Here is a 22,577-nt window from a genome sequence, read left to right as displayed (position 1 = left end):
GATGGCGCCGTGGAACGACAGGCTGCAGGTGCTGGAAGTGATCGGCGTCAGCGACGAGGCGCCTGACGTCAAGACCTTCACCTTCCGGTCCGATAACCAGACCTGGTTCCGCTACAAGCCGGGCCAGTTCGTGACGCTGGAGCTGCCGACACCGGACGGACCGCTGATGCGCACCTACACGCTGTCATCCTCGCCGTCGCGGCCGTTTTCGATCGCGGTGACGGTGAAGGCACAGGCCGGCAGCATCGGCACACGCTGGATGTTCGACCATCTGGTGCCCGGCTCGCACGTCAAGGCCTATGGGCCGGCCGGCGATTTTTCGCTGCACAGCCACCCGGCGGCCAAATATCTGTTCATTTCTGCCGGCTCCGGCGTGACGCCGATGATGTCGATGCTGCGCTGGCTGAACGATTGCGCGCCATGGACGGATGTCGGCTTCGTCAACTGCGCGCGGCGTGCCGAAGAGATCATCTTCCGCAAGGAACTCGAACTGCTCGGCGGCCATATGCCCGGCCTGTCGCTCGGCTTCATGATCGAGGAACGCTCAAGCCGTGAAGGCTGGTACGGCCATATGGGCCGCATCGACGCGATCCGGCTGCCGCTGCTGGCGCCCGATTTCCGCGAACGCGAGATCTTTTGCTGCGGCCCCGATCCGTTCATGCGCGCCGTGCGCGGAATGCTGGAGGCCGCCGGCTTCGACATGACGAAGTACCATCAGGAGAGCTTTGCCGCGCCCGCGGTGGAGGAAATCCCGGCGCCGTTTGCCTCACCAGCTGAAGACGGCGCTGCTGTCCCTGTCGAAGCCGTGACGCCGATCCGCTTCTCGCTTTCGGAGGTCGACGCCGGCTGCGTCGCCGGCCAGACCGTGCTGCAGACAGCGCGCAGCTCGGGCGTGCGGATACCAGCCGCCTGCGAGTTCGGCCTGTGCGGCACCTGCAAGGTGAAAAAGGTCTCCGGCGCTGTCGAGATGAGCCACAATGGCGGCATCCTCGACCACGAGATCGATGACGGGTTCATCCTTGCCTGCTGCTCGAAACCGCTGTCGGCGCTCGAAATCGAGGCCTGACCGACCGACATCGCTGCAACCTGTCATGAGGCGCCGACCAAGGAGTTCGCGGCTCTTTGTCTTGCCAAGGAAGGGCCAACTGATTTAGACGCACTCGGGAGGGCTTTGCCAGACCGTGGCGTCTGGGACGGGGAAGAAGCAATGCAGCAACGGGTCTACGCGGTAGCCAGCAAGGACATCGTTTTCGAATCGTTCGATGGCGAGGCCGTCGTTCTCGACCTTTCGAACGGCAAGTATTTCGGCTTTTCCGATTCCGGCAGCCGGGTATGGCAGGCACTGTCGTCAGGCGTCGCCGCCCAGTCGCTGGTAGAGGCGAGCGCCGGCGGCGCAGCGACGATCGGAATGGCTGATCTCGATGGCTTCATTGCGCGACTGGTCGACTTCGGGCTGCTCGTGCCTGCCGAAACGCCGGAGCAACCGCTTTCGAGTGACCTCGCGGCCGAACTCGCCGCCACCCGCGAGCCGCTCAAGGTCGACGTTCATGACGACCTTGCCGATCTCATCATCGTCGATCCCATCCATGAGGTCGAGGAACCGCTCGGCTGGCCTGCGGTGAAGCAGGCATAGATACTTCCCGGGCGACCCGGCGCGATACCGGACGCTGGAACAATCAGGCCATGCCCTCGATCACGCTGCAAACCCTGCCGGACTATGCCCGCCAAGTGCTGGCGGCGGCAGAAGACGCCGCTGCCTGCTATCCCGTCACCACCAAGGTTCGGTTGCCCGGGCTGGATCTGACCGTCCATCTCGATCATGGCGCGCTGGCGGATGCCATGGGCCGCGCCTTCGTACCGGCTCCGGACGATTCATCCGCATCCGGCGACTGCCGCATTTTTGTCGCCCATCCGGGCATAGCCGGCGTTGCCGCCCCGGCGAGCTGGGGCGGCGAGTACAACCATCATGCCTTTGCCAACCGGCTGGCCGAGGCCGGATTGCGCGGCAGCTACTATCACGACCTCGACTTCTGGCAGTTCCATGATCCGCAACGCCATGTCGGGGCGCAACTGATGATGTCGGCCGACGCCTTCCCGCCATGGGAACAAGGGGCGCCGCTGCGGGCCTTCCTGCATTGGGAATATGCGGCGCGCGGCATGCGGCTCACCCATGCCGGCACCCTCGGTATCGGCGGCAAGGGTGTGCTGCTGGCCGGCTCCGGTGGTGCCGGCAAATCGGGAACTGTCGTCGCCGGCCTTATCAACGGGCTCGACAGCGTCGGCGACGACTATGTGCTGATAGACAGGACCGAAGACGTGACGGCGTATCCGCTGTTTGCCACGCTCAAGCAGGACCCGGAAGGGTTCAGGCGGCTGCAGCTGGACCGCACGCTGAAATCGTACCAACCCCTGAACTGGCAAGGCAAGCACGCCTTTCACATTGACGAGATTGCATCCCGGCGAATTCCTGCAAGTCTGGACATTATTGCGTTGATGGTGCCCCATATCAGTGGAGGTACGAAAAGCTCGATCATGCCCATAGCGCGCAAGGACGCCATGATTGCGCTGGCGCCGTCCGGCATCGTGCAAATGCCGGGCGAGCGGGAGGCGGGCTTTCGCTTTTTCAGCGAACTCACCCGCGATCTGCCGTGCTACCGGCTGTCGCTGGGGACCGAGCCGCGCGAGATCGCCGACGCGATCGCCGATTTCCTGGTTCGGGGCCTGTCGTGAAGCTGAGCGTGATCATGCCGGTCCACAACCGCGAACGCCATGTAGGCTCTGCGCTGCGCTCGCTGCTCAGACAGCGAGATGCCGCCGACCTCGACATCATCGTCATCGATGACGGGTCGACCGATGGCTCGGCGGGGGTAGTGCGCTCCCTGATCGCAGAGGCACCCTGCATTCGCCTTTTCCAGCAGGAAAACGCAGGGGTGACGCGGGCGCGCAACGCCGGTCTCAGGCAATTGCTGCCGCAGACCGCACTGGTGTCGTTCCTCGATTCGGACGACATTTCCCCGCCGGGCCGCTTCAAGGCGGATCTTGCCTGTTTCGAGAACGATCCCGGCCTTGAACTGACCTATTCCCTGATGATGCTGGTCGACGGCATAGACGATGATACGCTGGAGCCCGAAGCCGGCAGCCATAGCATCACGGTTCGCGGCATTCATTTGTCGGCCGGCCTTTTCGCGCGCCGGCTTGTCGACCGGATCGGCGGCTTCGATACGGATTTCAAGCAGGCCGAGGACACCGACTACCTGCTGCGCATCTTCGAAAGCGGCCCCAGATATGTCATGCCCGATACGGTAGCGCTTTACTACCGACGCCATCCCGGCAACATGACAAGGGAAGCCGAAGTCCAAGCCCGCGAATTCATGCGCGCCGTCTTCAAATCGATGAAGCGCCGCGAGGCCGACCCATCGCTGCCGCCGATCGAAGGCATCTTCGATCTGAGGCCTCTCGCTGATTGGCGGTTCTCGTAATGGCCAGCTACGGCGTCGTCATGCCTGCGTTCAACGCGACCAGCACCATCGCCGAGACACTGCGCTCGGTCGCCGACCAGACTGTCAAGCCAGATGCCATAATCGTCGTCGACGACGGCTCGAGCGACGATCTTGCCGCTGTGATCGGCACGCTGAATATGCCGGTGACGCTGCTACGCCAGGACAATGCCGGCCCCGGCAGCGCCACCACCAAGGGCATATCGGCGCTGTCGACACCGCTGGTGGCGACGGTAGATGCCGACGATCTGTGGCTGCCGGCCAAGATCGAAAAACAGCTTGCGCATTTCGAGCGATTTCCGGCGACGGCGGGTGTCTTTACCCATATGCGCAGTTTCCGCGATAACCGGCCCGATGTGGCTGAGGCTGCCGCTGTACCGGGCTGGTCGCGCACGACGATGATGATCCGCCGGGAGGTGGCCGAGGCGGTCGGTCCGATCATCGATCCGCCGGGCGGACGCGGCGAGATGATCGACTGGATCGCCCGGACGCGCGAAGCGGGCTTTGTGCTCGATATGCTGGACGACGTGCTGGCCTTGCGCCGCATCAGGCCCGGCAGCCTGTCCTATGGCCGCGATTCGCGCGACCGCGGCTATCTCGAAGTCGTCCGGCTGGCAATGCAGCGCCGGGCGCGAAACAAGGCGGTTGAGAATTGACTGCCACGACGATCCGCCGCATCGGCCGCCGGTTTCCGGACTATGGCTGGTCGTGGCCGACCGGCGGCCTCGACCAGTTGTTGAAGGCTGCCTTGCTGCCCGACGAGGAGGCCGCCGGCCGCCATGCCGCGCGCTGGCTGGACGAGAACGACATCGACCGCGTGGCGTTTCGCGAACACCGGCTGCTGGCGGCGATTTCCCACAGGTTCGGCCGCAAGCTCGCCGCCCATCCGGCGCACCCCCGTCTGGTCGGTCTGCAAAAGATGCTGTGGACCAAATCGCGGCTGGCCATGCGCGAGGCCGAGCCGGCTTTCCAGGCGATGATCGATGCCGGCTGCGCCGTCATGCTGATCAAGGGCGCCAGCCGCATCGCCGTCGACGCGTCCGCGCAGCGCGGCCGGGTGGCGCACGACATCGACATATTGGTGCGCCCGCAAGACATGGTTGCAGCCTTCGACGTCCTCAGCGAGCGCGACTGGCAGATCGCCACCGGCGTCAGCCTGCAATATCTGCGCACCAGGCTGGCGTCGCTGCGCTCGATGAACTTCTTCAAGGGCAGTTTCGGCGACATCGACCTGCATCAGTTCGCTTATGACGGGTCGCAGCAAAGCACCGAGGACGATCTGGCGATCTGGCAGCGCGCGCTTGCAGCCGAATTCAATGGTGTGAACCTGCTCGTGCCCTCGCCTGCTGACCGCATGGCGCTCGCCATCGCGCATGGCGGCCTCGATGCCCATACCCACAGCGACTGGCTGGTCGACTGTGCGGTCGCCATTCAGGGCGGCGAAGTCGACTGGGAGGTATTCGCCGATATCGTCGCCAGGCGCCGCTTGGCCGTCGCCGCTGCGGTGGCGCTCTCATACCTCAGCCTGGAGATCGGCATCGCGGTTCCGCCGGCCGAACTCGCCAGAACCGTGGCGATGGCCGATCGCGCCGGCCTGTCGCGTTGGTCTTCGGTATTGCAGGCCAAGCCGCGCACCGATTTCGGCAGCCTGGTCTGGCTTTCCCGCGGCTTCGCCAAGCAGTTGCGCCTGAAACGCAGGAAAGGCCGCCTGCAGGCGGCACCCGAACTTGTCTGGCGTGGCAGGTCGATGCCGTACAAGGCAAGGCCGGTGCCGCCGCCATTTGCGCTTTCGCAGGCTCTCCCGCATGCCGACAGGGCTGGAGAGATGATGCTGGACATCACCGTCCGGATCGTCGTTCCGCCGGTTCGCCGACGCATCGAGATGGAGATCAATGCCGGCGACCGGCATATCGCGCGCTTGCGCTCGATGGCGATCAGCCGCACCGGCGGCGAAAAATTGTTGCGGTTTCGCGGCCGGGTGAAGCTGGAGGACGCCGGCCAGGCGCTGGTTCTCGAAGCCCGGCCGTCGCGCCAGTTCCGAAACTGGGACAATGAGGCTGACGTCGCCGCCTATGGCGCGCTGCCGTTCCAATTGCTGTCGGCGCGGTTTTTGCCCGCCAGACGACCGGACCTACTCAGACGCCATAGCGCTCGGTGCGGATGATTTCTGCCGGCATGCCGGCGTCGATCAACGCCTGGGCAGCGGCCGAGACGAAGGCGTTCGAGCCACAGACAAAGGCCAGCGCCGGAGGTTGCGGCAGCCGCGTGAGGGCCTGCATCACCATGGCCGTGTCGATGCGCCTTGAATAGTCGGACGGCCGCTGGGCGGCCTCGCGCGTCAGCGTCAGCACCAGGTCGAAACCCTCGCGGCGGTCGTCGAGACCGATCAGTTCGTCGCGAAAGATCACCTCGTCCCAGACCCGCACCGAAAACATCAGCGCGACCGGCACGACGGATTTGCGCAAGGTCCGGTGACGCACCATCGCCATCAGCGGCACCACGCCGGAGCCGCCGCCGACCAGAAGCAGCGGCCCGCCATCCCCATCGGACCAGACGAAATGCCCGCCAAGCGGCCCGCGCAGCTCGATCTCGTCGCCGACGGCCGCCACCTCGTGGAAGAAGGGCGAGACCTCGCCGTCCTCGAGTTTTTCGATCGCCAGTTCGATCGTGGCGCCGCTCTCCGGCGCCGAGGCGATGGAATAGGAGCGGCGCGCCTGATAGCCGTCAGGCGCCGTCAGCCTGATATCGACATGTTGCCCGGCGCGATAGGCAAAAGGCCGCGCCGGCGCGAAGAAGAAACTGGTGACGCGCGGCGTGCGCTTTTCGATCCGGGTGATTTTCGCCGTCTGCCAGGGAGATTGCGGCGCTTCGCTCATGGATCGCCGCTATAGCGCTGCTCGCGCCATGGGTCGCCATAGATGTGATAGCCGCGCAATTCCCAGAAGCCCGGCTCGTCGCGTTCGGTGAATTGCAGCCCGTTCAGCCATTTGGCCGATTTCCAGAAATAGAGATGCGGCACCAGGAGCCGCGCCGGGCCGCCATGGTCGGCCGTGATCGGCTTGCCTTCATAGAGCAGCGCCACCATCGCCTTGCCGGTGGTAAGATCCTTGGCCGGCACGTTGGCGGTGTAGCCATCATACCCATGCGCCAGCAGGAAGCCGGTCGGCGCTTCGATGCCGGCATCGGAGAGAATGTCGTCGACCAGCACGCCTTGCCAGGCAGTGTCGAACTTGGTCCAGGCGGTGACGCAATGGATATCGCGCGTCATCTTGGTCAAGGGCAGCGCATTGAACTCGGCCCAGTTCCACTTCTTGATCGGGCGTGGTCCATGCTTGAGCGTGAACGACCAGTCCTCGGTGCGCACGCGCGGCGTCGGCCCCGCCGAGAGCACCGGAAAACCCTGTTCGAGATATTGCCCGGGCGGAATGCGCGCGTCGGTCTCGGTTGGAGGCTTTCGACCGGAGGAAAAACCGCGAGTGACCATCGGGAGGTGTCCATTTCAGCAGGCCGTTGCTGGCGTGCCGCAGTGTTCTCGAAGACGGTCCGGCGGGCAACAGGAATTTTGGCGACGCGGTGCGGCCGGCCTGCCGGGACCCCGGCAAGCCTGCCGCATCATATGCCTCAGCCGGCGGCGAAGGGCACGGCGACGAAGATCTGCGCATCGCCACGGTCGACCAAGAGCAGCACCGACTTGCGGCCCGACTTGCCCGCCTCGGCGATCGCCTGATTGGCTTGCCTTGCGTTGCGCACCGGCAACTGGTCGACGGCGACGATGACATCGCCCGGCTGCAGGCCGGCATTCGAGGCTGCCTTGTCCGGATTGACGCGCTCGACCACGGCGCCACGCTGGCTGGACGCCAGGTTCAGCTCCTCGCGGATATCGGGCGTGAGGTCGGTCAGGCCAAGGCCGAGCGAGGGTACGCGTAGCGCCTGGCCGGCCGAGGGTTGATTGTCGTCCTCGGTGGAGGCCGTCTTCACATCGTCGCTGTTGCGGCCGACATTGGCGGAGATCTGCACCGTCTTGCCACCGCGCCAGAGATCGAGCGTTTCCTTCGCGCCGGGCGCGACATCGGCGACGGCGCGCGACAGGTCCTTGGGATCCTTGATCGGCTCTCCGGCAAAGCTGGTGATGACGTCGCCGGTCTTGATTCCCGCCTTTGCCGCCGGCGATCCCTGACTGACCTCGGAAACCAGCGCGCCGCCGGGATGGTCGAGGCCGACCGCGCCGGCCACATCCGGCGTCACGGGCTGGATTTGCACGCCGAGATAACCGTACTGGATGTTGCCGCCCTTCATCAGCTTGGCGACGACCTTCTGCGCCTGGTCCGACGGAATGGCGAAGCCGACGCCGACGCTGCCGCCATTGGGCGAATAGATCGCCGTGTTGATGCCGACGACATTGCCCGCGACATCAACCAGCGGACCGCCGGAATTGCCGTGATTGATCGGTGCGTCGATCTGGATGAAATCGTCGAACGGCCCGCTGTTGAGGTCGCGGCCCCGCGCCGACACGATGCCAGCGGTGACCGTCGTGCCGATGCCGAACGGATTGCCGATGGCGAGCACCTGGTCGCCCGGCATGAGCTTGTCGGAATCGCCCCATTTGACGGTCGGCAGTGGCTTGTCCGCCTTGATCTTGAGCACGGCGAGGTCGTTCTTGGCGTCGTGGCCGACCAGCTTCGCGGGCAGCTCGGTGCCGTCGTCCAGCGTCACCTTGATCGATGTGGCGCCGTCGACGACGTGGTTGTTGGTGACGATGGTGCCGTCCGCGTCGACGATGAAGCCCGAGCCCAGCGCTTCGGCGCGCTGCGCCTGCTGTGGTGGCGTCTTTGGCATCGGAATGCCCTGATCGCCGAAGAACTGGCGGAAATAGTCGTCGAAGGGCGAATTGCCGCCGAAGGATTGCTCCTCGCTCATATCTTGCGGCTGCCCCTTCATGACAGTGGTGACTGTCACCACCGCCGGCTTGTCGACGGCCACGATCGGCGCGAAGGAGCCGTTGGGCGCGGTTATTCCGGCGACAGGGGTCTGGGTTGTCGCGACGGCGGTGCCTGCGCTTTGCGCGAAAGACGCAATGAAGGGGCTGGCGATCAGCGCAGCGCCCAGCAAGGCCGCGACGCGATGTCTGCGAATTATGTCTGACATGGTCGTTTGTCCGGGCGAGAGATGATCCGGCGCCGTGGCCCGTTCCCCAAGGCGGAATCGGTCATCGGCGTGTCGACGGTCGCGGTTGCCCGTCTCGCCTGGCATGGCAGCCGGCCGGATCGACAGCCTGCATCTAGGGCGTCGATCGGCCCGATTTAGGGTTTTTGCGCCATCTTACGAAGATTTAATATCCGATCACATTTTCGTTAGACGGTGGCGGGACCAACCTTCAACGGCCCTCGGCGCGCCTGAGATAGGCGGTGGCGATCTCGCGCATCCGATTGCCGTCGAAGCTCGGCCCATGGCCGCCATGGCCGAGGCGTACGGGCAGGTCGAGCAGCCGCTGCATGGTTGTGACATAGTCGGGCCGCGAAGAGTCCGGCAGGTCGTCGATCAGCATCGAATCGTAGATGGCGTCGCCGGCAAAGAACAGGCCGTCGCCCTCGTCGAACAACGCGATCGAATCGGGAGAATGGCCGGGCAGATGCATCGCGCGGAACTGCCTGTCGCCGAGATCGACGATGTCGCCCTCGTCCAGCGTGCGCGTCAGCGGCGCCGGCGGGATCTTGTAATCGGCCGCCGTCCAGCCCGGCGCCGGCAATTTCGAGACCGCGCAGTCGAGATTGGTGAACATGTAGGCGTAGGTAACCGCTTCATCCATCGTCTCGAAGCTGGCCGCGCTCATCGTCGGCCCCAACCTTACCGGGAACTCATGCAGCGAGCCGACATGGTCGAGATGGATGTGGGTGGCCACAACGATGAGCGGCTTGCCCTCGGGCACGTCGATCTGAGGCGCCAGCGGGCAGATGCCCATGCCGGTGTCGACCAAGAGGTCGGCGTCGCGTCCCCGGAAATGCCAGATGTTGGCGCGCACAAAATCATGGACGAACGGCTCAGTCAGCATCGTTGTGCTGGCATCGATGACGGTCTTGCCGAACCAGTCGCCGACCACGCGCTCGCCCATGAAATTCCCGCCCACGGGATCGGGGCCAATCAGACGAAAGGCTTCCCGACCTTGTATTTTTCCGGCACCAGCCGCTTCAGATAGGCCATGCCGGCTTCCGACAGCTGGTTGACGTCGGGCTTCATGAAATCGTCGGGCATATGGCGCGTCTTGCCGGCGACGTTCTTCAGCGGCACCTTCTTCAGCACGGTTTTCGAGCCATCATATTGCAGCGCCACCGAGCCGCCGCCTTCCTCGGCAACGGCAACTGCGAAGGCGCCGGCATCGAAAGCCTCCTTGGCGTCGACGGCGCTGATCGCGCCGATATAGCCGCGCGGCATGTAGCCCAATGCGTCGACCCGCGCGCGCTTGCCCGGCAGGCCTTCGGCGAGCGCCCGCTCCAGGGCGGCCGGCAGGTCTGAGCCCGACAGTTTAACGTTGCCATGGGCGTCGCGTTCCAGCTTGTCCGGCGGCACCAGGCTTTCGACCAGCGCCTTGCCGTCGGCGGTGCTGACGCCTTCGGAAACGGCGACGATGCAGCGCTTGTGGCGGTCGAGCGAAGCGCGCACGTCGTCGATGAAGCCGGCGGCCGAGAACGGCCGTTCCGGCACGTAGACCAGATGCGGGCCGCTGTCGGGATCGAGCTGCCAGGCGGCTGCGGCGGCTGTGAGGAAGCCGGCGTGGCGGCCCATGACGATGCCGACATAGATGCCGGGCAAAGCACGAAAATCGAGATCGACGGACAGAAAGGCGCCGGCAACGAACTCGGCCGCCGAGATGAAGCCAGGCGTGTGATCGTTTTCCTCGAGATCGTTGTCGATGGTTTTTGGCGCATGCACGAAAGCAATGCTGCCGCCGGCCGCATCGGTCAGGATCTGCTGCGTGCCCGACGTGTCGTTGCCGCCGATATAGATGAAGGCGTCGGCGCCGGCCTTCTTCAAGCCGTTGAGGATGACCTCGCAATAGGCGGCGTCCGGCTTGTCGCGGGTCGAGCCAAGGGCGGCACTCGGTGTGCCGGCGATGAGCCGCAGCCGGTCTTCGGGGATGGCGGAGAGGTCGATATAATTGCCGTCACGAATGCCGCGCACACCGTGGATCGAGCCCAGCACCTTGGCGCCGGGATGGCGCTTGCGGATTTCCAGCGTGGCGCCGACGACCGTCTGGTTGATGACGGCGGTCGGGCCGCCGCCCTGTGCGATGACAAACGTTCCAGCCATGCTTGATGTCTCCCGGCGTGATGGTTTTCAAGGCACCTTGGCCTGTCTTGCCGCATCGCGCAACGGGAGTTTCGAGGGGCGCCAAACCGCCGCAGAAGGATCAGACCACGACGACCGGGTTCTTCTTGGAAACGCGGCTGTAGAGGTCGATGATGTCCTGGTTGATCAGGTGCACGCAACCCGACGACATCGCCTGGCCGATGCTCGCCCATTCCGGCGAACCGTGGATGCGATAGCCGGTGTCCTTGCCGTCCTGGTAGATGTAAAGCGCGCGTGCGCCGAGCGGATTTGTGAGGCCGCCGGGTTGTCCATTCTGCCACTTCACCAGCTCCGGCTTGCGCTGGATCATTTCCGGCGGCGGCGTCCAGGTGGGCCACTCTTTGCCGTACTGGATGTTGGCGCGGCCCGACCAGCGGAAGCCGTCCTTGCCGATGCCGACGCCGTAGCGAATGGCGTCGCCGCCCTCCTGCACGAGATAGAGCTTTCGCTCCTGGAGATGGACGACAATGGTGCCGGGCGCCTCGCCGGTCTCGTTGACGACAATCTGCCGGCGGAACTCCGGCTTGACCTTCTGATAGGGCACGGCCGGCACTTCGAAACCGCCATCGGTCAGCGCGGCGTACATGACGTCGGGGCCGGTGATGTTCTTGTCGACGCTGATCGCCGGGCGGATCGGCCGCACCGAACCGGTGACCGTGTCGTCCAGCTGCAACTGCGGCAATTCGAGCGTCGCGGTGCTGCAGCCGGCCATGCCAAGCAGCGCCATGGCGCCGGCCCCTGTCAGGATCGAGCGGCGGGAATAGAGATGTTCGGCTTCGATTGCGTCGCCCATAGGCGGCGTCAGATTCTGCGGCAACTCACGCATGCACCAAACCCTACGCTGTCGGCGGGAAACACGGTCCGGCCGGATACCGGGCAGTTTCGCCAAACATGGTTGAAAAAGGGTGAAGGGATGCCTGTGCGCCTTAACCCTGTGCCTTATTTGAATGCGCCGGCGGGACGAAGCGGTTCGCCGCGAATTTTTTAGGATGGCTCTTTACATTCCGGCGCACGCAAGGATTTATCCTTTTCTTTGCGCTCAAGGAGACAAAGATGTCGTTCGAAAATTGGGCTGCCTTCGCTGCCGCCTCCACCGTGCTGCTGATCATTCCCGGCCCGACTATTCTCTTGGTCGTATCCTATGCGCTGGGCCAGGGCTGGCGTACCGCTCTGCCTATGGCTGTCGGCGTGGCGCTGGGCGACTTCACCGCAATGACGCTGTCGATGCTGGGCATCGGCGCGCTCTTGGCGGCGTCGGCTACCGTGTTCACCATCCTGAAGCTGATCGGCGCCTGTTATCTGATCTATCTCGGCATTAAGCTGTTTCGTGCCGGCGGCGCGCTGAAAGCCGAACCGCGCACCGACGCCGTGTCGGCCGCCAGGATGATGGCGCATGCCTGGCTGGTCACCGCGCTCAACCCGAAAAGCATCACCTTCTTCGTCGCTTTCCTGCCGCAGTTCCTCAACCGGGAGGCCGAATTCTGGCCGCAGATGCTGATCTTCGAGACGACCTTCCTGGCGCTGGCCTTCGCCAATGCCTTCGGCTACGCGCTGATCGCGGCGCGCGCCCGCAACGTCGTGCGCAACCCCAAGGCAATCCGCATCTTCAACCGCACCGGCGGCACGCTGCTGGTCGGCGCAGGCATCGCCACGGTGGCGATGCGTTCGGGGAACTAGTGACATGACAATCAAGGACGAGTTCGGCCTGACGCTTTCGGGCGCCACACAATCCGGGTTTTCGTCCTACAGCCAGGCCGTCCGCGAATTGCAATGCTTCATCGGCGACCCCGTCGCTTCTGTCGATCGCGCCATTGCGGCCGACCCGGGCTTCGTCATGGCGCACGTATTCAAGGGGTATCTGTTCGGCCTCGCTACCGAGCGTGAGGCAACGGTGGTGGCCACGGCATGCCACGAAGCGGCGCTCCCGCTCGCCGCGACAGCGCGCGAACAGGCGCATGTCGCGGCGCTTGGCCATCTCGCCGCCGGCCGCTGGCACGAGGCCTCGCGCTTGCTCGAAGATATCGCCATCGACTTCCCGCTCGACGCGGTGGCGCTGCAGACCGGGCACCAGGTCGACTTCTTCACCGGCAATGCCCGCATGCTGCGCGACCGCATCGGCCGCGCGCTGCCGTCCTGGCAAAAGGACATGCCTGGATACCACGCCATTCTCGGCATGCAGGCCTTCGGACTGGAGGAGATGGGCGACTATGCGCAGGCCGAGAAGTTTGGTCGTACTGCGGTCGCCATCGAGCCGCGCGACGGCTGGGGCCAACATGCCGTAGCTCACGTCATGGAGATGCAAAGCCGGCAAAAGGATGGCATCGCCTGGATGCGCGCCAATCCTGAGGCGTGGACAAAAGACAGCTTCCTGCAGGTGCACAATTGGTGGCATTTGGCGCTGTTCCACTACGATCTCGGCGAGACCGGCGAGGTACTCGATCTCTATGACGGGCCGATCTACGGCACGCCGTCGACGATGGCGCTCAACATGGTGGACGCCTCGGCAATCCTGTGGCGGCTTCATCTCGGCGGCGTCGACGTTGGGGACCGCTGGATAGCGCTTGCCGCCAACTGGCCCAAGGTCGGTGCCGGCAATTACGCCTTTAACGACGCTCATGCGATGATGGCCTTCGTCGGGGCAGGGCTCGAATCGCCAGCCAAAACCTTGCTCGAGACGCAACGCGAGGCGATGCACGGCAGCGACGACAACGCTGCTTTCACCAGGGATGTCGGCCATCCGTTGACGCTGGCGATCAAGGCCTTTGGCGAGGGCAATTACGCCGAGACGGTGCGCCTGATCCGGCCGATTCGCTCGATCGCCTATCGCTTCGGCGGCAGCCATGCGCAGCGCGATGTCATCGACCTGACGCTTATCGAGGCGGCGCTGCGCACCGGCGGCACGGCACTTGCGAGGGCCTTGGCGGCCGAGCGCCAACTGGCCCGGCCGGACAGCCCGCTGTCGGCGCTGTTTTCGCGACGCGCCGCCGATTTGTCAGAGAATTGACCCGAAACGCATCTTGTTTTAAGAACTGGTCGAGCCAGATTTTTTCGAGACCCGAAAAAATTAATGGCAATGGGAGGAATGCATGTATCTCGGCCTCGATCTGGGCACGTCGGGCGTCAAGGCGCTGTTGCTTGATGCCGGGCAGAAGATCATCGGCTCCGGCCATGCTTCGCTCGATGTGTCGCGGCCGCACCCCGGCTGGTCCGAGCAAAACCCTGCCGACTGGATCCGTGGTTGCGAGACGGCGATTGCCGAGCTGAAATCCGCTCACCCCCAAGATCTCGCCGCTGTCGAAGGCATCGGCCTCTCCGGCCATATGCATGGCGCCACCTTGCTTGATGCCGGCGATCAGGTGCTGCGCCCCTGCATCTTGTGGAACGACACGCGCAGCCACGCCGAAGCGGCTGCGCTCGACGCCGATCCGCGCTTCCGCCAACTGACCGGCAACATCGTTTTCCCCGGCTTCACGGCGCCGAAACTTGCCTGGGTGAAGAATAACGAGCCCGCCGTCTTCGCCAAGGTGGCGAAGGTGCTTTTGCCCAAGGATTTCCTGCGGCTCTGGCTGACCGGCGAGCATATCTCCGAAATGTCCGACTCGGCCGGCACGTCCTGGCTCGATGTCGGCAAGCGGCGCTGGTCTTCCGAACTGCTCGCAGCGACGTCGCTCGATGAGAAGCAGATGCCGTCGCTGGTAGAAGGCACGGAAAAGGCCGGCGCCTTGCGCGCCGAACTCGCCTCGAAATGGGGCATTGCGGCGGGCATTCCCGTTGCCGGCGGCGCCGGTGACAATGCGGCATCGGCCTGCGGCATGGGCACGGTCGGCGCCGGCCATGCATTCGTCTCGCTCGGCACATCCGGCGTGCTGTTTGCCGCCAACGCGTCCTATCTGCCCAATCCAGCAAGTGCCGTGCACACATTCTGCCACGCGCTGCCCAATACCTGGCACCAGATGGGCGTCATTCTGTCGGCAACGGATTCGTTGAACTGGCTATCGGAGATTTCAGGGAAGAAGGCCGGCGAATTGACCGCCGAACTTGGCGACGCTTTGAAGGCTCCGTCGGGCGTGTCGTTCTTGCCCTATCTCTCGGGCGAGCGCACGCCCTACAATGATTCCGCCATTCGCGGCGCCTTCACCGGGCTGGCGCATGAATCGAGCCGCGCCGTGCTGACGCAGGCTGTGCTCGAAGGCGTCGCCTTTGCCTTCCGCGACAGTCTCGAAGCGCTGAAGACGGCGGGCACGAATTTGACCCGGGTGACGGCTATCGGCGGCGGCTCGCGCTCGCGCTACTGGCTGAAGGCGATCGCCACCGCACTGCAGCTGCCGGTCGACATTCCCGCCGACGGCGATTTTGGCGCCGCGTTTGGGGCGGCCCGGCTCGGGCTGATCGCGGCGACAGGGGCGGATCCGCTCAGTGTCTGCACCGCGCCACGGACGGATGCGACGGTAGAGCCGGATGCCAGCTTGAGCGATGCCTATGCGGATGCTTATCAGCGCTATCGGGCGCTGTATCCGGCAATCAAAGGCGCCACGGCGTGAGCGGTTTCTCGCCCACGCCGCAGCTTGGCAACTTACTGCGCCGGCACCTTGTCCAGAAACCCGGTGACGCTCTTCAGGCGGCCGTTCTCAATGATGCCGATATCGGTGCCTTCGATGACCGATGGAATGCCTTCCGGGCCGAGATTCCACGAGAAGCGGATTTTGTCGCCGAACCCGTCCGGTGTGCCCTTCAGCGAGAACCGGAAGCCGGCGAAGCGCTGCTGCACGCCGTCGATAAGCGCGGCCACACCCGCATGGCCGTCGCCCTGCATCAGCGGATCGCGGTAGCTGACGTCTTCGGTGAAGGTTGCCTTGAGCAGTTCGGCGCGGCGATCCGCATCGGCTTCGTTCCAGGCGGTGATGTAGTTTTGAGCGATCGTGTTGAGGTCGGTCATGGTCTGTCTCCATCGTTGAGCGGCTTTGACACCAGCCTTTTCACCCCTTGGCAGAACGAAACCAATTACGCCTGAGGTAATCGGGGCGAACTATTCGAGAGAGGACAGAAATCATGAGCAGCGGATTTTTCGGCGACATCAAAGCAATCAAGTATGAAGGGCCGGATTCGACCAATCCGCTGGCCTACCGGTTCTACAATCCGGATGAGGTCGTCGCCGGCAAGCGGCTGGAAGACCATCTGCGCTTCGCCGTCGCCTACTGGCATTCCTTCGCCTGGCCGGGCGGCGATCCGTTCGGTGGCCAGACCTTCGACCGTCCCTGGTTTCCCAAGGCCGGCGGCGTCGACACGATGGAACTTGCGAAGCTGAAAGCCGACGTCGCCTTCGAGATGTTCTCGCTGCTCGGCGCCCCCTATTTCTGTTTCCACGACGCCGACGTGCGGCCCGAGGGCAAGGATTTCTCCGAAAGTGCAGCGCGGCTCGACGAGATCGCCGACTATTTTGCGGGCAAGATGAAGAAGACCGGCGTCAAGCTGCTCTGGGGCACGGCGAACCTGTTCTCCAACCGCCGCTTCATGTCGGGCGCCGCCACCAATCCCGATCCGGATGTGTTTGCCTACGCGGCGGCGACAGTGAAAAGCTGCATCGACGTCACCAAGCGGCTGAAGGGCGAGAACTACGTGCTGTGGGGCGGGCGCGAAGGCTATGAGACGCTGCTCAACACCGACCTTGCCCGCGAGCAGGAACAGGCCGGGCGCTTCCTCAGCCTCGTCGTCGACTACAAGCACAAGATCGGCTTCAAGGGCACGATCCTGATCGAGCCAAAGCCGCAGGAGCCGACCAAGCACCAGTACGACTACGACGTTGCCACGGTCTACGGTTTCCTCAAGCGCTTCGGTCTGGAAAAGGAAGTGAAGCTCAACATCGAGCAGGGCCACGCGATCCTCGCCGGCCATTCCTTCGAGCACGAGTTGGCGCTAGCCAATGCGCTCGGCGTCTTCGGTTCGATCGACATGAACCGCAACGATTACCAATCGGGCTGGGACACCGACCAGTTCCCCAACAATGTGCCGGAGATGGCGCTGGCCTATTATCAGGTCCTGCAGGCTGGCGGCTTCAAGACCGGCGGTACCAATTTCGACGCCAAGCTGCGCCGCCAGTCGCTCGATCCGCAGGATCTGCTGATCGGCCATATTGGCGGCATGGATTCTTGCGCGCGCGGTTTGAAGGCAGCCGCGAAGATGGTCGAGGACAAGGCGCTGTCGGGCCCGCTGGCCGAGCGCTATGCCGGCTGGAACACAGCCGAGGCCAAGGCGATGCTGTCGGGCAAGCGCACGCTGCAAGACATCGCAGAGCGCGTGGTGAAGAAGAAGATCGAGCCGCAGCCACGCTCCGGCCGCCAGGAACTGCTCGAAAACATCGTCAACCGCTACGTCTGAGACCTGAAGGCCGATTCGTATTGCTTGAGGGCGGCTGGAAAAATACTCCCGCCGCCCTGGAACGGCCTTGCGCCAAAGGGCTCATTTGGCGACAAGGTTTGCCCCTTGTCGCCCCTCAATGACCTCGCTCTTGCCTTCAAACTGCCGTCACGTATCTCGTATAAGAGGTCCGTTGTGGCGGGTGAAAAGGAAGGAGGCGAACCGATAATGCAACACGAACGCGAAATCGACGCCCTACTCTCATCCGGTGAGACCGGATCGATCATCGACCGGCTGATGGCGCTGCCGCGGCCGAGCGACAATGTGAAAAACGAATGGGATCGCGCTGTCAGCAGCCGATTTGAAGTCCGGCTGGCGAGGCAGATGCGCTCGCAGATGGACGCCGGCGGCGATCGCCAGAACGCCGCCTGATCTCTCTTTGTCTGTGCATGTCGTTACCCCAAAACCTCGACACACTTTTGGGCGACATGCATCAACCTCGGCGTAGCCGCACCGGCGCTTCGCCGAACGCTCTTGAAAACGCTCTGGAAAATGCCGCGGCGGACGAGAACCCCGTCCGCCCGGCAATATCCGCCATGGCGATCCGCGTGTCGACCACCAGCCGCCGTGCCGCGCCCAGCCGCAGCCTGAGATAATAGGCGCCTGGCGTTTCGCCGATCGACTTGCAGAAAATGCTCTCCAGCGTCCGCGCCGTCACCCCGGCGCGCTTGGCCACCGCGTCGATGGTCAGCGGCTGGTCGACATGCGATTCCATCAGCCTGATGGCTTGCGCCAGCCGCGGGTCGTAGCCGTCGAGCCGGCCGAGCGAGACCAGCGGCTGTGCGTCGGTCGCGGCGCGCGCCTGGTCGTAGATAAAGACACTGGCGACATCGAGCGCCACGGCCATGCCGAGGCGCGTGCGGATCAGATGCAGCATCAGGTCGAAGGTCGGCGACGCCCCGCCCGAGGTGAAGACAGGCCCGTCGATGACATAGCGGTCGGGGCGTACGTCGACGCCGGGAAAGGCCGAGGAAAAATCCTCCATGTCCTCCCAATGGGTGGTGGCGCTGCGGCCTTCGAGCAGGCCGGCGCGCGCCACCAGCCAGGTGCCGGCCTCGACGCCGCCACAGGCGCGGGCGGCTCGTGCTGCGCGGCGCAAACCCGACAGCAGCGCAGACGTGGCATAGTTCTGCGTTCCGAAGCCGGCGACGACGACAAGCACGTCGGTCGGCTCGGCCGCATCGAAACGGCCGCTGACCGCCACGGGCAGGCCGCAGGTGGTGACCGGAGCCTCACCGGTGACCGAGACCAGCTTGAAATCGAACAGCGCCTCGCCGGAGATGCGGTTGGCGGCGCGCAGTGGGTCGACAGCCGACGCGACGCACATGATGGACGAGCCGGAAAACACCAGGAATGTCACCTTCAACGAAGATCGCTCGGCGCGAAAGATGGTCGGCTTTTCGCTTTTAATCATGCAGCCTTCGTAAAACGCAAAACAGTTTGCCGCAAGTCGGATCATTGTTACGGCTTCTGATGTTTGGGAGGAGAGTTCCATGCCGCTCGCGATGAACCGTGAGGTCTTCATTACCTGTGCCGTCACCGGCTCCGGCGGCTCGCAGGACCGCTCGCCCCATGTGCCGCGTTCGCCCAAGCAGATCGCCGATTCGGCCATCGACGCGGCCAAGGCGGGTGCTGCCATCGTCCACTGCCACGTCCGCGACCCCGAAACCGGCAAGCCGCGCCGCGATGTCCATCTCTACCGTGAGGTGACCGAGCGCATCCGCGACGCCAACGTCGACGTGATCCTGAACCTGACCGCCGGGATGGGCGGCGACATGGTGTTCGGCTCGCCCGAAGCGCCGCTGCCGCTCAATGAGAAGGGCACCGACATGGGCGGCGCCACCAACCGCATGGAACATGTGCGCCAGTGCCTGCCGGAAATCTGCACGCTCGATTGCGGCACCATGAACTTCGCCGAAGCCGACTATGTCATGACCAACACGCCCGGCATGCTGCGCGCCATGGGCGGCATGATGACGGTGCTCGGCGTCAAACCGGAGATCGAGGCATTCGACACCGGCCACCTCTGGTTCGCCAAGCAGCTGGTCGAGGAAAAAGTGCTGAACCCCGATGCGCTGGTGCAGCTCTGCATGGGCGTGCCGTGGGGCGCGCCGGACGACCTCAACACCTTCATGGCGATGGTCAACAATGTGCCGTCGACCTGGAACTGGTCGGCCTTCGCCATCGGCCGCAACCAGATGGCCTATGCGGCAGCGGCGGTGCTGGCCGGCGGCAATGTCCGCGTCGGTCTCGAAGACAATCTCTGGCTCGACAAGGGCGTGCTCGCCACCAACGCGCAGCTGGTCGAGCGCGCCGCCAGCATAGTCACCAATCTCGGCGCTCGAATTCTGGGACCGGAGGAAGTGCGCAAGAAGCTCAACCTGACCAAGCGGGCGCCAATCGCGGTATAGTTTGGAGGGCGTCGATATGACAACCGTCAAATTCACCGCGATGAAGGATGGCGACAGGGACGACTACGAATTCCTGACCGCCCATGAGATCGACTATGCCGCCAAAACCGGCGAGCGGCTGCTCGATGCGCTGGTCCAGCTCGACGAAGGCCTGTCCGGCTACAAGATCACAAGGCTCGGCCATTCGCTGCAGGCGGCGACGCGCGCCTGGTGCGACGGTGCCGATACCGACTGGATCGCCTGCGCGCTGCTGCATGACATCGGCGACATCTACGCGCCCTACAATCACGACGAATATGCCGCTTCGATCCTGAAGCCCTTCGTGCGCGAGCAATGCACCTGGGTGGTGGAGAAGCACGGCGATTTTCAGCGCCTCTATTACGCCCACCATCTCGGCGGCAACCGCCATGCGCGCGACCGCTTCGCCGGACATATGTATTTCGACGATTGCGACCAGTTTTGCGAACGCTGGGATCAGTCGAGCTTCGATCCCGACTACGACATGCTGCCGATCGGGTTCTTCCGGCCCTTCGTGCTCGAGGTTTTCGCCCGCAAGGCCTACGACCCCTCAGTGATTCGCGCCGGCGAGCGCGTGCCTCTCATCGACCCCGAAACAGCCAAGACAAGAACCGGAGCTTGAAGCATGAGCATCATCAACAAGGCGGCTGCCATCGGCGGCGGCGTCATCGGCGCCGGCTGGGTGGCGCGTCTGCTGCTCAACGGCATCGACGTGTCGATCTTCGATCCCGATCCCGAAGCCTCGCGCAAGGTCTCGGAAGTGATGAAGGGCGCGCGCCGCGCCTATAAGCAGATGCTGCCCGGCGGCCTGCCCAAGGAAGGCAGGCTGGCCTTCGCCAAGACGATCGCCGAGGCGGTCGCCGATGCCGACTTCATCCAGGAAAGCGTGCCGGAACGGCTCGACCTCAAGCACCGCGTGCTGGCCGAGATCGACCTCTATGCGCCGGCCAACGCTATTGTCGGCTCGTCGACCTCAGGCATCAAGCCGACCGACATGCAGGTGGCGATGAAGAAGCACCCGGAGCGGCTGGTCGTCGGCCATCCGTTCAACCCGGTCTATCTCCTGCCGCTGGTCGAGATCGTCGGTGGCGAACAGACGTTTCCGGAGGCCATCGAAGTAGCCAAGGAGATCTACGCCTCGATCGGCATGAAGCCTGTCGTCGTCCGCAAGGAGATCGAGGCCTTCGTCGGCGACCGCCTGCTGGAAGCAGCATGGCGCGAGGCGCTGTGGCTGATCAAGGACGGCATCTGCACCGTCGAGGAACTCGACGACATCATGCGCTATGGCTTCGGCCTGCGCTGGGCGCAGATGGGCATGTTCCAGGTCTATCGCGTCGCCGGCGGCGAAGCCGGCATGCGCCATTTCATGGCGCAGTTCGGGCCGTGCCTGAAATGGCCGTGGACCAAGCTGATGGACGTTCCGGAGTTCAACGACGAGCTGGTCGATCTGATCGCCACCCAGTCGGACGACCAGGCGCATGGCCTGTCGATCCGAGAGCTGGAAAAGATCCGCGACGACAATCTGGTCGCCATCATGGATGCTCTGTCGAAGCAGAACAAAGGCAAGGGCTGGGGCGCCGGCGCCTTGCACAAGGACTATACCAAGCAGCTGGCCAAGCTGGCGGCCAAGAAGCCGACCGCTTCCAAGGCAGCCGAGAAGGCCAAGGCATCGAAGCCGGTGAAGAAAGCCGAAAAGCCGAAGAAAAAGAAGAAGGGCTGAAGACCATGGATTTCGGGCTGTCGGAGGAGCAGAAGCTTATCGCCGAGACGACGCGTGCCTTCGTCGAGAATGAGCTTTACCCGCATGAACGCGAGGTCGAGCGCACCGGCGTGCTGCGCCGCGAGCTGATCGAAGAGATCAAGGTCAAGGCGATCGAAGCCGGGCTCTACGCCGCCAACATGCCGGCCGATGTAGGCGGCGCGGGGCTGGATACGGTGACCTGGCTGCTCTACGAAAAAGAGCTCGGCCGCGCCAACTACGCGCTGCACTGGACCTGCGTGGCGCGCCCCTCCAACATCCTGCTCGCCGGCACGCCGGAGCAGCGCGAAAAATACCTGTTCCCCTGTATTCGCGGTGAGAAGTGGGATTGCCTGGCGATGACCGAGCCGGGCGCCGGCTCCGACCTGCGCGGCATGAAGGCGACCGCCGTGCAGGACGGTGACGACTGGGTGCTGAACGGCACCAAGCATTTTATCAGCCACGCTGATCTCGCCGATTTCGCGATCTGCTTCATGGCTTCGGGCGAGGAAGAAACGCCGCGCGGCAAACGCAAGAAGATCACGGCCTTCTTCGTCGACAAGGGCACGAAGGGTTTCACCGTGCGTGACGGCTACCGCAACGTCTCGCATCGCGGCTACACCAACGCCATTCTCGAATTCGACGATTGCCGGTTGCCGGCAAGCCAGGTGCTTGGCGAGGTGCACAAGGGTTTCGACGTCGCCAATTCCTGGCTCGGCGCCACCCGCCTGCAGGTCGGGGCCACCTGCATCGGCCGCGCCGAGCGGGCGCTCGGCCACGCCATCGAATATTCCGCGCAGCGCCAGCAGTTCGGCCAGCAGATCGGCAAGTTCCAGGGTGTGTCGTTCAAGCTGGCCGACATGGCCACCGAATTGAAGGCCGCCGACCTGATGGTGTTCGAAGCCGGCTGGAAGTACGATCAGGGCACCGTGACCGATCAGGACATGGCGATGGCCAAGCTGAAGGCGACCGAAATGCTGGCTTATGTCGCCGACGAAGCCATCCAGATTCATGGCGGCATGGGGCTGATGGACGACCTGCCGCTGGAGCGCATCTGGCGCGACGCCCGCGTCGAGCGCATCTGGGAAGGCACGTCGGAGATTCAGCGACATATTATTTCGCGGGCGCTGCTGCGTCCGTTCGGCGCTTAGAGCA

The 22,577-nt window shown here is 64.2% G+C and carries 23 protein-coding genes; 15 read left to right on the top strand and 8 right to left on the bottom strand.

Annotated elements, in window-relative coordinates; all coding sequences use genetic code 11:
• Position 1: 1 nt before the first annotated feature.
• The 6 genes from ACWGTO_RS16745 to ACWGTO_RS16720 all read left to right on the top strand — a co-directional run bounded on the left by ACWGTO_RS16745 (position 2) and on the right by ACWGTO_RS16720 (position 5,661).
• Positions 2–1,066 (top strand): 2Fe-2S iron-sulfur cluster-binding protein, encoded by a 1,065-nt coding sequence (locus ACWGTO_RS16745; RefSeq protein ID WP_454575927.1) that lies wholly within the window; start codon positions 2–4, stop codon positions 1,064–1,066.
• Between the two features lie 141 nt (positions 1,067–1,207).
• Entirely contained in the window at positions 1,208–1,633 is a 426-nt protein-coding gene (locus ACWGTO_RS16740; RefSeq protein WP_454575926.1) for a PqqD family protein, read from the top strand.
• A gap of 50 nt (positions 1,634–1,683) precedes the next feature.
• Positions 1,684–2,730, top strand: coding sequence for a serine kinase (locus tag ACWGTO_RS16735; protein WP_454575925.1), 1,047 nt, complete (start codon positions 1,684–1,686; stop codon positions 2,728–2,730).
• The gene (locus ACWGTO_RS16730; RefSeq protein ID WP_454575924.1) at positions 2,727–3,479 is read left to right on the top strand and encodes a glycosyltransferase family 2 protein; all 753 of its coding nucleotides are present in this window, start codon (positions 2,727–2,729) and stop codon (positions 3,477–3,479) included. The genes ACWGTO_RS16735 and ACWGTO_RS16730 overlap by 4 nt, the downstream gene beginning before the upstream one ends.
• Complete coding sequence (locus ACWGTO_RS16725) at positions 3,479–4,153, top strand: glycosyltransferase family 2 protein (protein ID WP_454575923.1); 675 nt, start codon at positions 3,479–3,481, stop codon at positions 4,151–4,153. Before ACWGTO_RS16730 ends, ACWGTO_RS16725 begins: the two co-directional genes overlap by 1 nt.
• Positions 4,150–5,661, top strand: a complete 1,512-nt coding sequence (locus ACWGTO_RS16720) for a nucleotidyltransferase family protein (protein WP_454575922.1) — start codon at positions 4,150–4,152, stop codon at positions 5,659–5,661. Before ACWGTO_RS16725 ends, ACWGTO_RS16720 begins: the two co-directional genes overlap by 4 nt.
• On the opposite strand, the gene ACWGTO_RS16715 is transcribed toward ACWGTO_RS16720, so the two are convergent.
• From ACWGTO_RS16715 to ACWGTO_RS16690, 6 genes are all read right to left on the bottom strand, one after another.
• Positions 5,633–6,373, bottom strand: a complete 741-nt coding sequence (locus ACWGTO_RS16715; protein ID WP_454575921.1) for an FAD-binding oxidoreductase — start codon at positions 6,371–6,373, stop codon at positions 5,633–5,635. The genes ACWGTO_RS16720 and ACWGTO_RS16715 overlap by 29 nt on opposite strands.
• Positions 6,370–6,981: a molybdopterin-dependent oxidoreductase gene (locus ACWGTO_RS16710; protein WP_454575920.1), complete on the bottom strand. Its 612-nt coding sequence runs from the start codon at positions 6,979–6,981 to the stop codon at positions 6,370–6,372. Before ACWGTO_RS16710 ends, ACWGTO_RS16715 begins: the two co-directional genes overlap by 4 nt.
• A gap of 137 nt (positions 6,982–7,118) precedes the next feature.
• Entirely contained in the window at positions 7,119–8,642 is a 1,524-nt protein-coding gene (locus tag ACWGTO_RS16705) for a DegQ family serine endoprotease (RefSeq protein WP_454575919.1), read from the bottom strand.
• A gap of 229 nt (positions 8,643–8,871) precedes the next feature.
• Entirely contained in the window at positions 8,872–9,606 is a 735-nt protein-coding gene (locus ACWGTO_RS16700) for an MBL fold metallo-hydrolase (RefSeq protein ID WP_454575918.1), read from the bottom strand.
• A 29-nt stretch (positions 9,607–9,635) separates the two neighbouring features.
• On the bottom strand, positions 9,636–10,802 hold the full coding sequence (locus ACWGTO_RS16695; protein ID WP_454575917.1) for a diphosphate--fructose-6-phosphate 1-phosphotransferase: 1,167 nt from the start codon (positions 10,800–10,802) through the stop codon (positions 9,636–9,638).
• A gap of 100 nt (positions 10,803–10,902) precedes the next feature.
• Positions 10,903–11,667 carry a L,D-transpeptidase gene (locus ACWGTO_RS16690; protein ID WP_454575916.1) on the bottom strand — a complete coding sequence of 255 codons (765 nt, stop codon included), beginning with the start codon at positions 11,665–11,667 and terminating at the stop codon, positions 10,903–10,905.
• Positions 11,668–11,894: 227 nt separating this feature from the next.
• Between ACWGTO_RS16690 and ACWGTO_RS16685 the strand changes: the two genes are divergently transcribed.
• From ACWGTO_RS16685 to xylB, 3 genes are all read left to right on the top strand, one after another.
• Positions 11,895–12,518, top strand: a complete 624-nt coding sequence (locus ACWGTO_RS16685; RefSeq protein ID WP_454575915.1) for a LysE family translocator — start codon at positions 11,895–11,897, stop codon at positions 12,516–12,518.
• Between the two features lie 4 nt (positions 12,519–12,522).
• The gene (locus tag ACWGTO_RS16680) at positions 12,523–13,845 is read left to right on the top strand and encodes a tetratricopeptide repeat protein (protein WP_454575914.1); all 1,323 of its coding nucleotides are present in this window, start codon (positions 12,523–12,525) and stop codon (positions 13,843–13,845) included.
• 82 nt (positions 13,846–13,927) lie between these two features.
• A complete protein-coding gene (gene xylB, locus ACWGTO_RS16675; protein WP_454575913.1) occupies positions 13,928–15,382 on the top strand; it encodes a xylulokinase in 1,455 nt (484 codons plus the stop codon).
• Positions 15,383–15,414: 32 nt separating this feature from the next.
• On the opposite strand, the gene ACWGTO_RS16670 is transcribed toward xylB, so the two are convergent.
• On the bottom strand, positions 15,415–15,777 hold the full coding sequence (locus ACWGTO_RS16670; protein ID WP_454575912.1) for a nuclear transport factor 2 family protein: 363 nt from the start codon (positions 15,775–15,777) through the stop codon (positions 15,415–15,417).
• A gap of 113 nt (positions 15,778–15,890) precedes the next feature.
• Between ACWGTO_RS16670 and xylA the strand changes: the two genes are divergently transcribed.
• Positions 15,891–17,216: a xylose isomerase gene (gene xylA / locus ACWGTO_RS16665; protein WP_454575911.1), complete on the top strand. Its 1,326-nt coding sequence runs from the start codon at positions 15,891–15,893 to the stop codon at positions 17,214–17,216.
• Positions 17,217–17,423: 207 nt separating this feature from the next.
• Entirely contained in the window at positions 17,424–17,627 is a 204-nt protein-coding gene (locus ACWGTO_RS16660) for a hypothetical protein (protein WP_454575910.1), read from the top strand.
• Positions 17,628–17,688: 61 nt separating this feature from the next.
• Here the strand turns inward: ACWGTO_RS16660 and ACWGTO_RS16655 are convergent, their stop codons facing one another.
• Positions 17,689–18,669, bottom strand: coding sequence for a GlxA family transcriptional regulator (locus tag ACWGTO_RS16655; protein ID WP_454575909.1), 981 nt, complete (start codon positions 18,667–18,669; stop codon positions 17,689–17,691).
• A gap of 79 nt (positions 18,670–18,748) precedes the next feature.
• Between ACWGTO_RS16655 and ACWGTO_RS16650 the strand changes: the two genes are divergently transcribed.
• Genes ACWGTO_RS16650 through ACWGTO_RS16635 form a run of 4 tightly spaced genes read left to right on the top strand, consistent with a single transcriptional unit; the run spans position 18,749 to position 22,573 of the window.
• Positions 18,749–19,666 (top strand): 3-keto-5-aminohexanoate cleavage protein, encoded by a 918-nt coding sequence (locus ACWGTO_RS16650; RefSeq protein WP_454575908.1) that lies wholly within the window; start codon positions 18,749–18,751, stop codon positions 19,664–19,666.
• Between the two features lie 16 nt (positions 19,667–19,682).
• Entirely contained in the window at positions 19,683–20,306 is a 624-nt protein-coding gene (locus ACWGTO_RS16645) for an HD domain-containing protein (RefSeq protein WP_454575907.1), read from the top strand.
• Positions 20,307–20,309: 3 nt separating this feature from the next.
• Positions 20,310–21,404: a carnitine 3-dehydrogenase gene (locus tag ACWGTO_RS16640; RefSeq protein WP_454575906.1), complete on the top strand. Its 1,095-nt coding sequence runs from the start codon at positions 20,310–20,312 to the stop codon at positions 21,402–21,404.
• A gap of 5 nt (positions 21,405–21,409) precedes the next feature.
• Positions 21,410–22,573, top strand: coding sequence for an acyl-CoA dehydrogenase family protein (locus tag ACWGTO_RS16635; RefSeq protein WP_454575905.1), 1,164 nt, complete (start codon positions 21,410–21,412; stop codon positions 22,571–22,573).
• The last annotated feature ends 4 nt before the right edge of the window (positions 22,574–22,577 follow it).

Source organism: Mesorhizobium sp. PL10, assembly GCF_053714315.1.
This window is presented reverse-complemented; position numbering and strand designations above follow the sequence as displayed.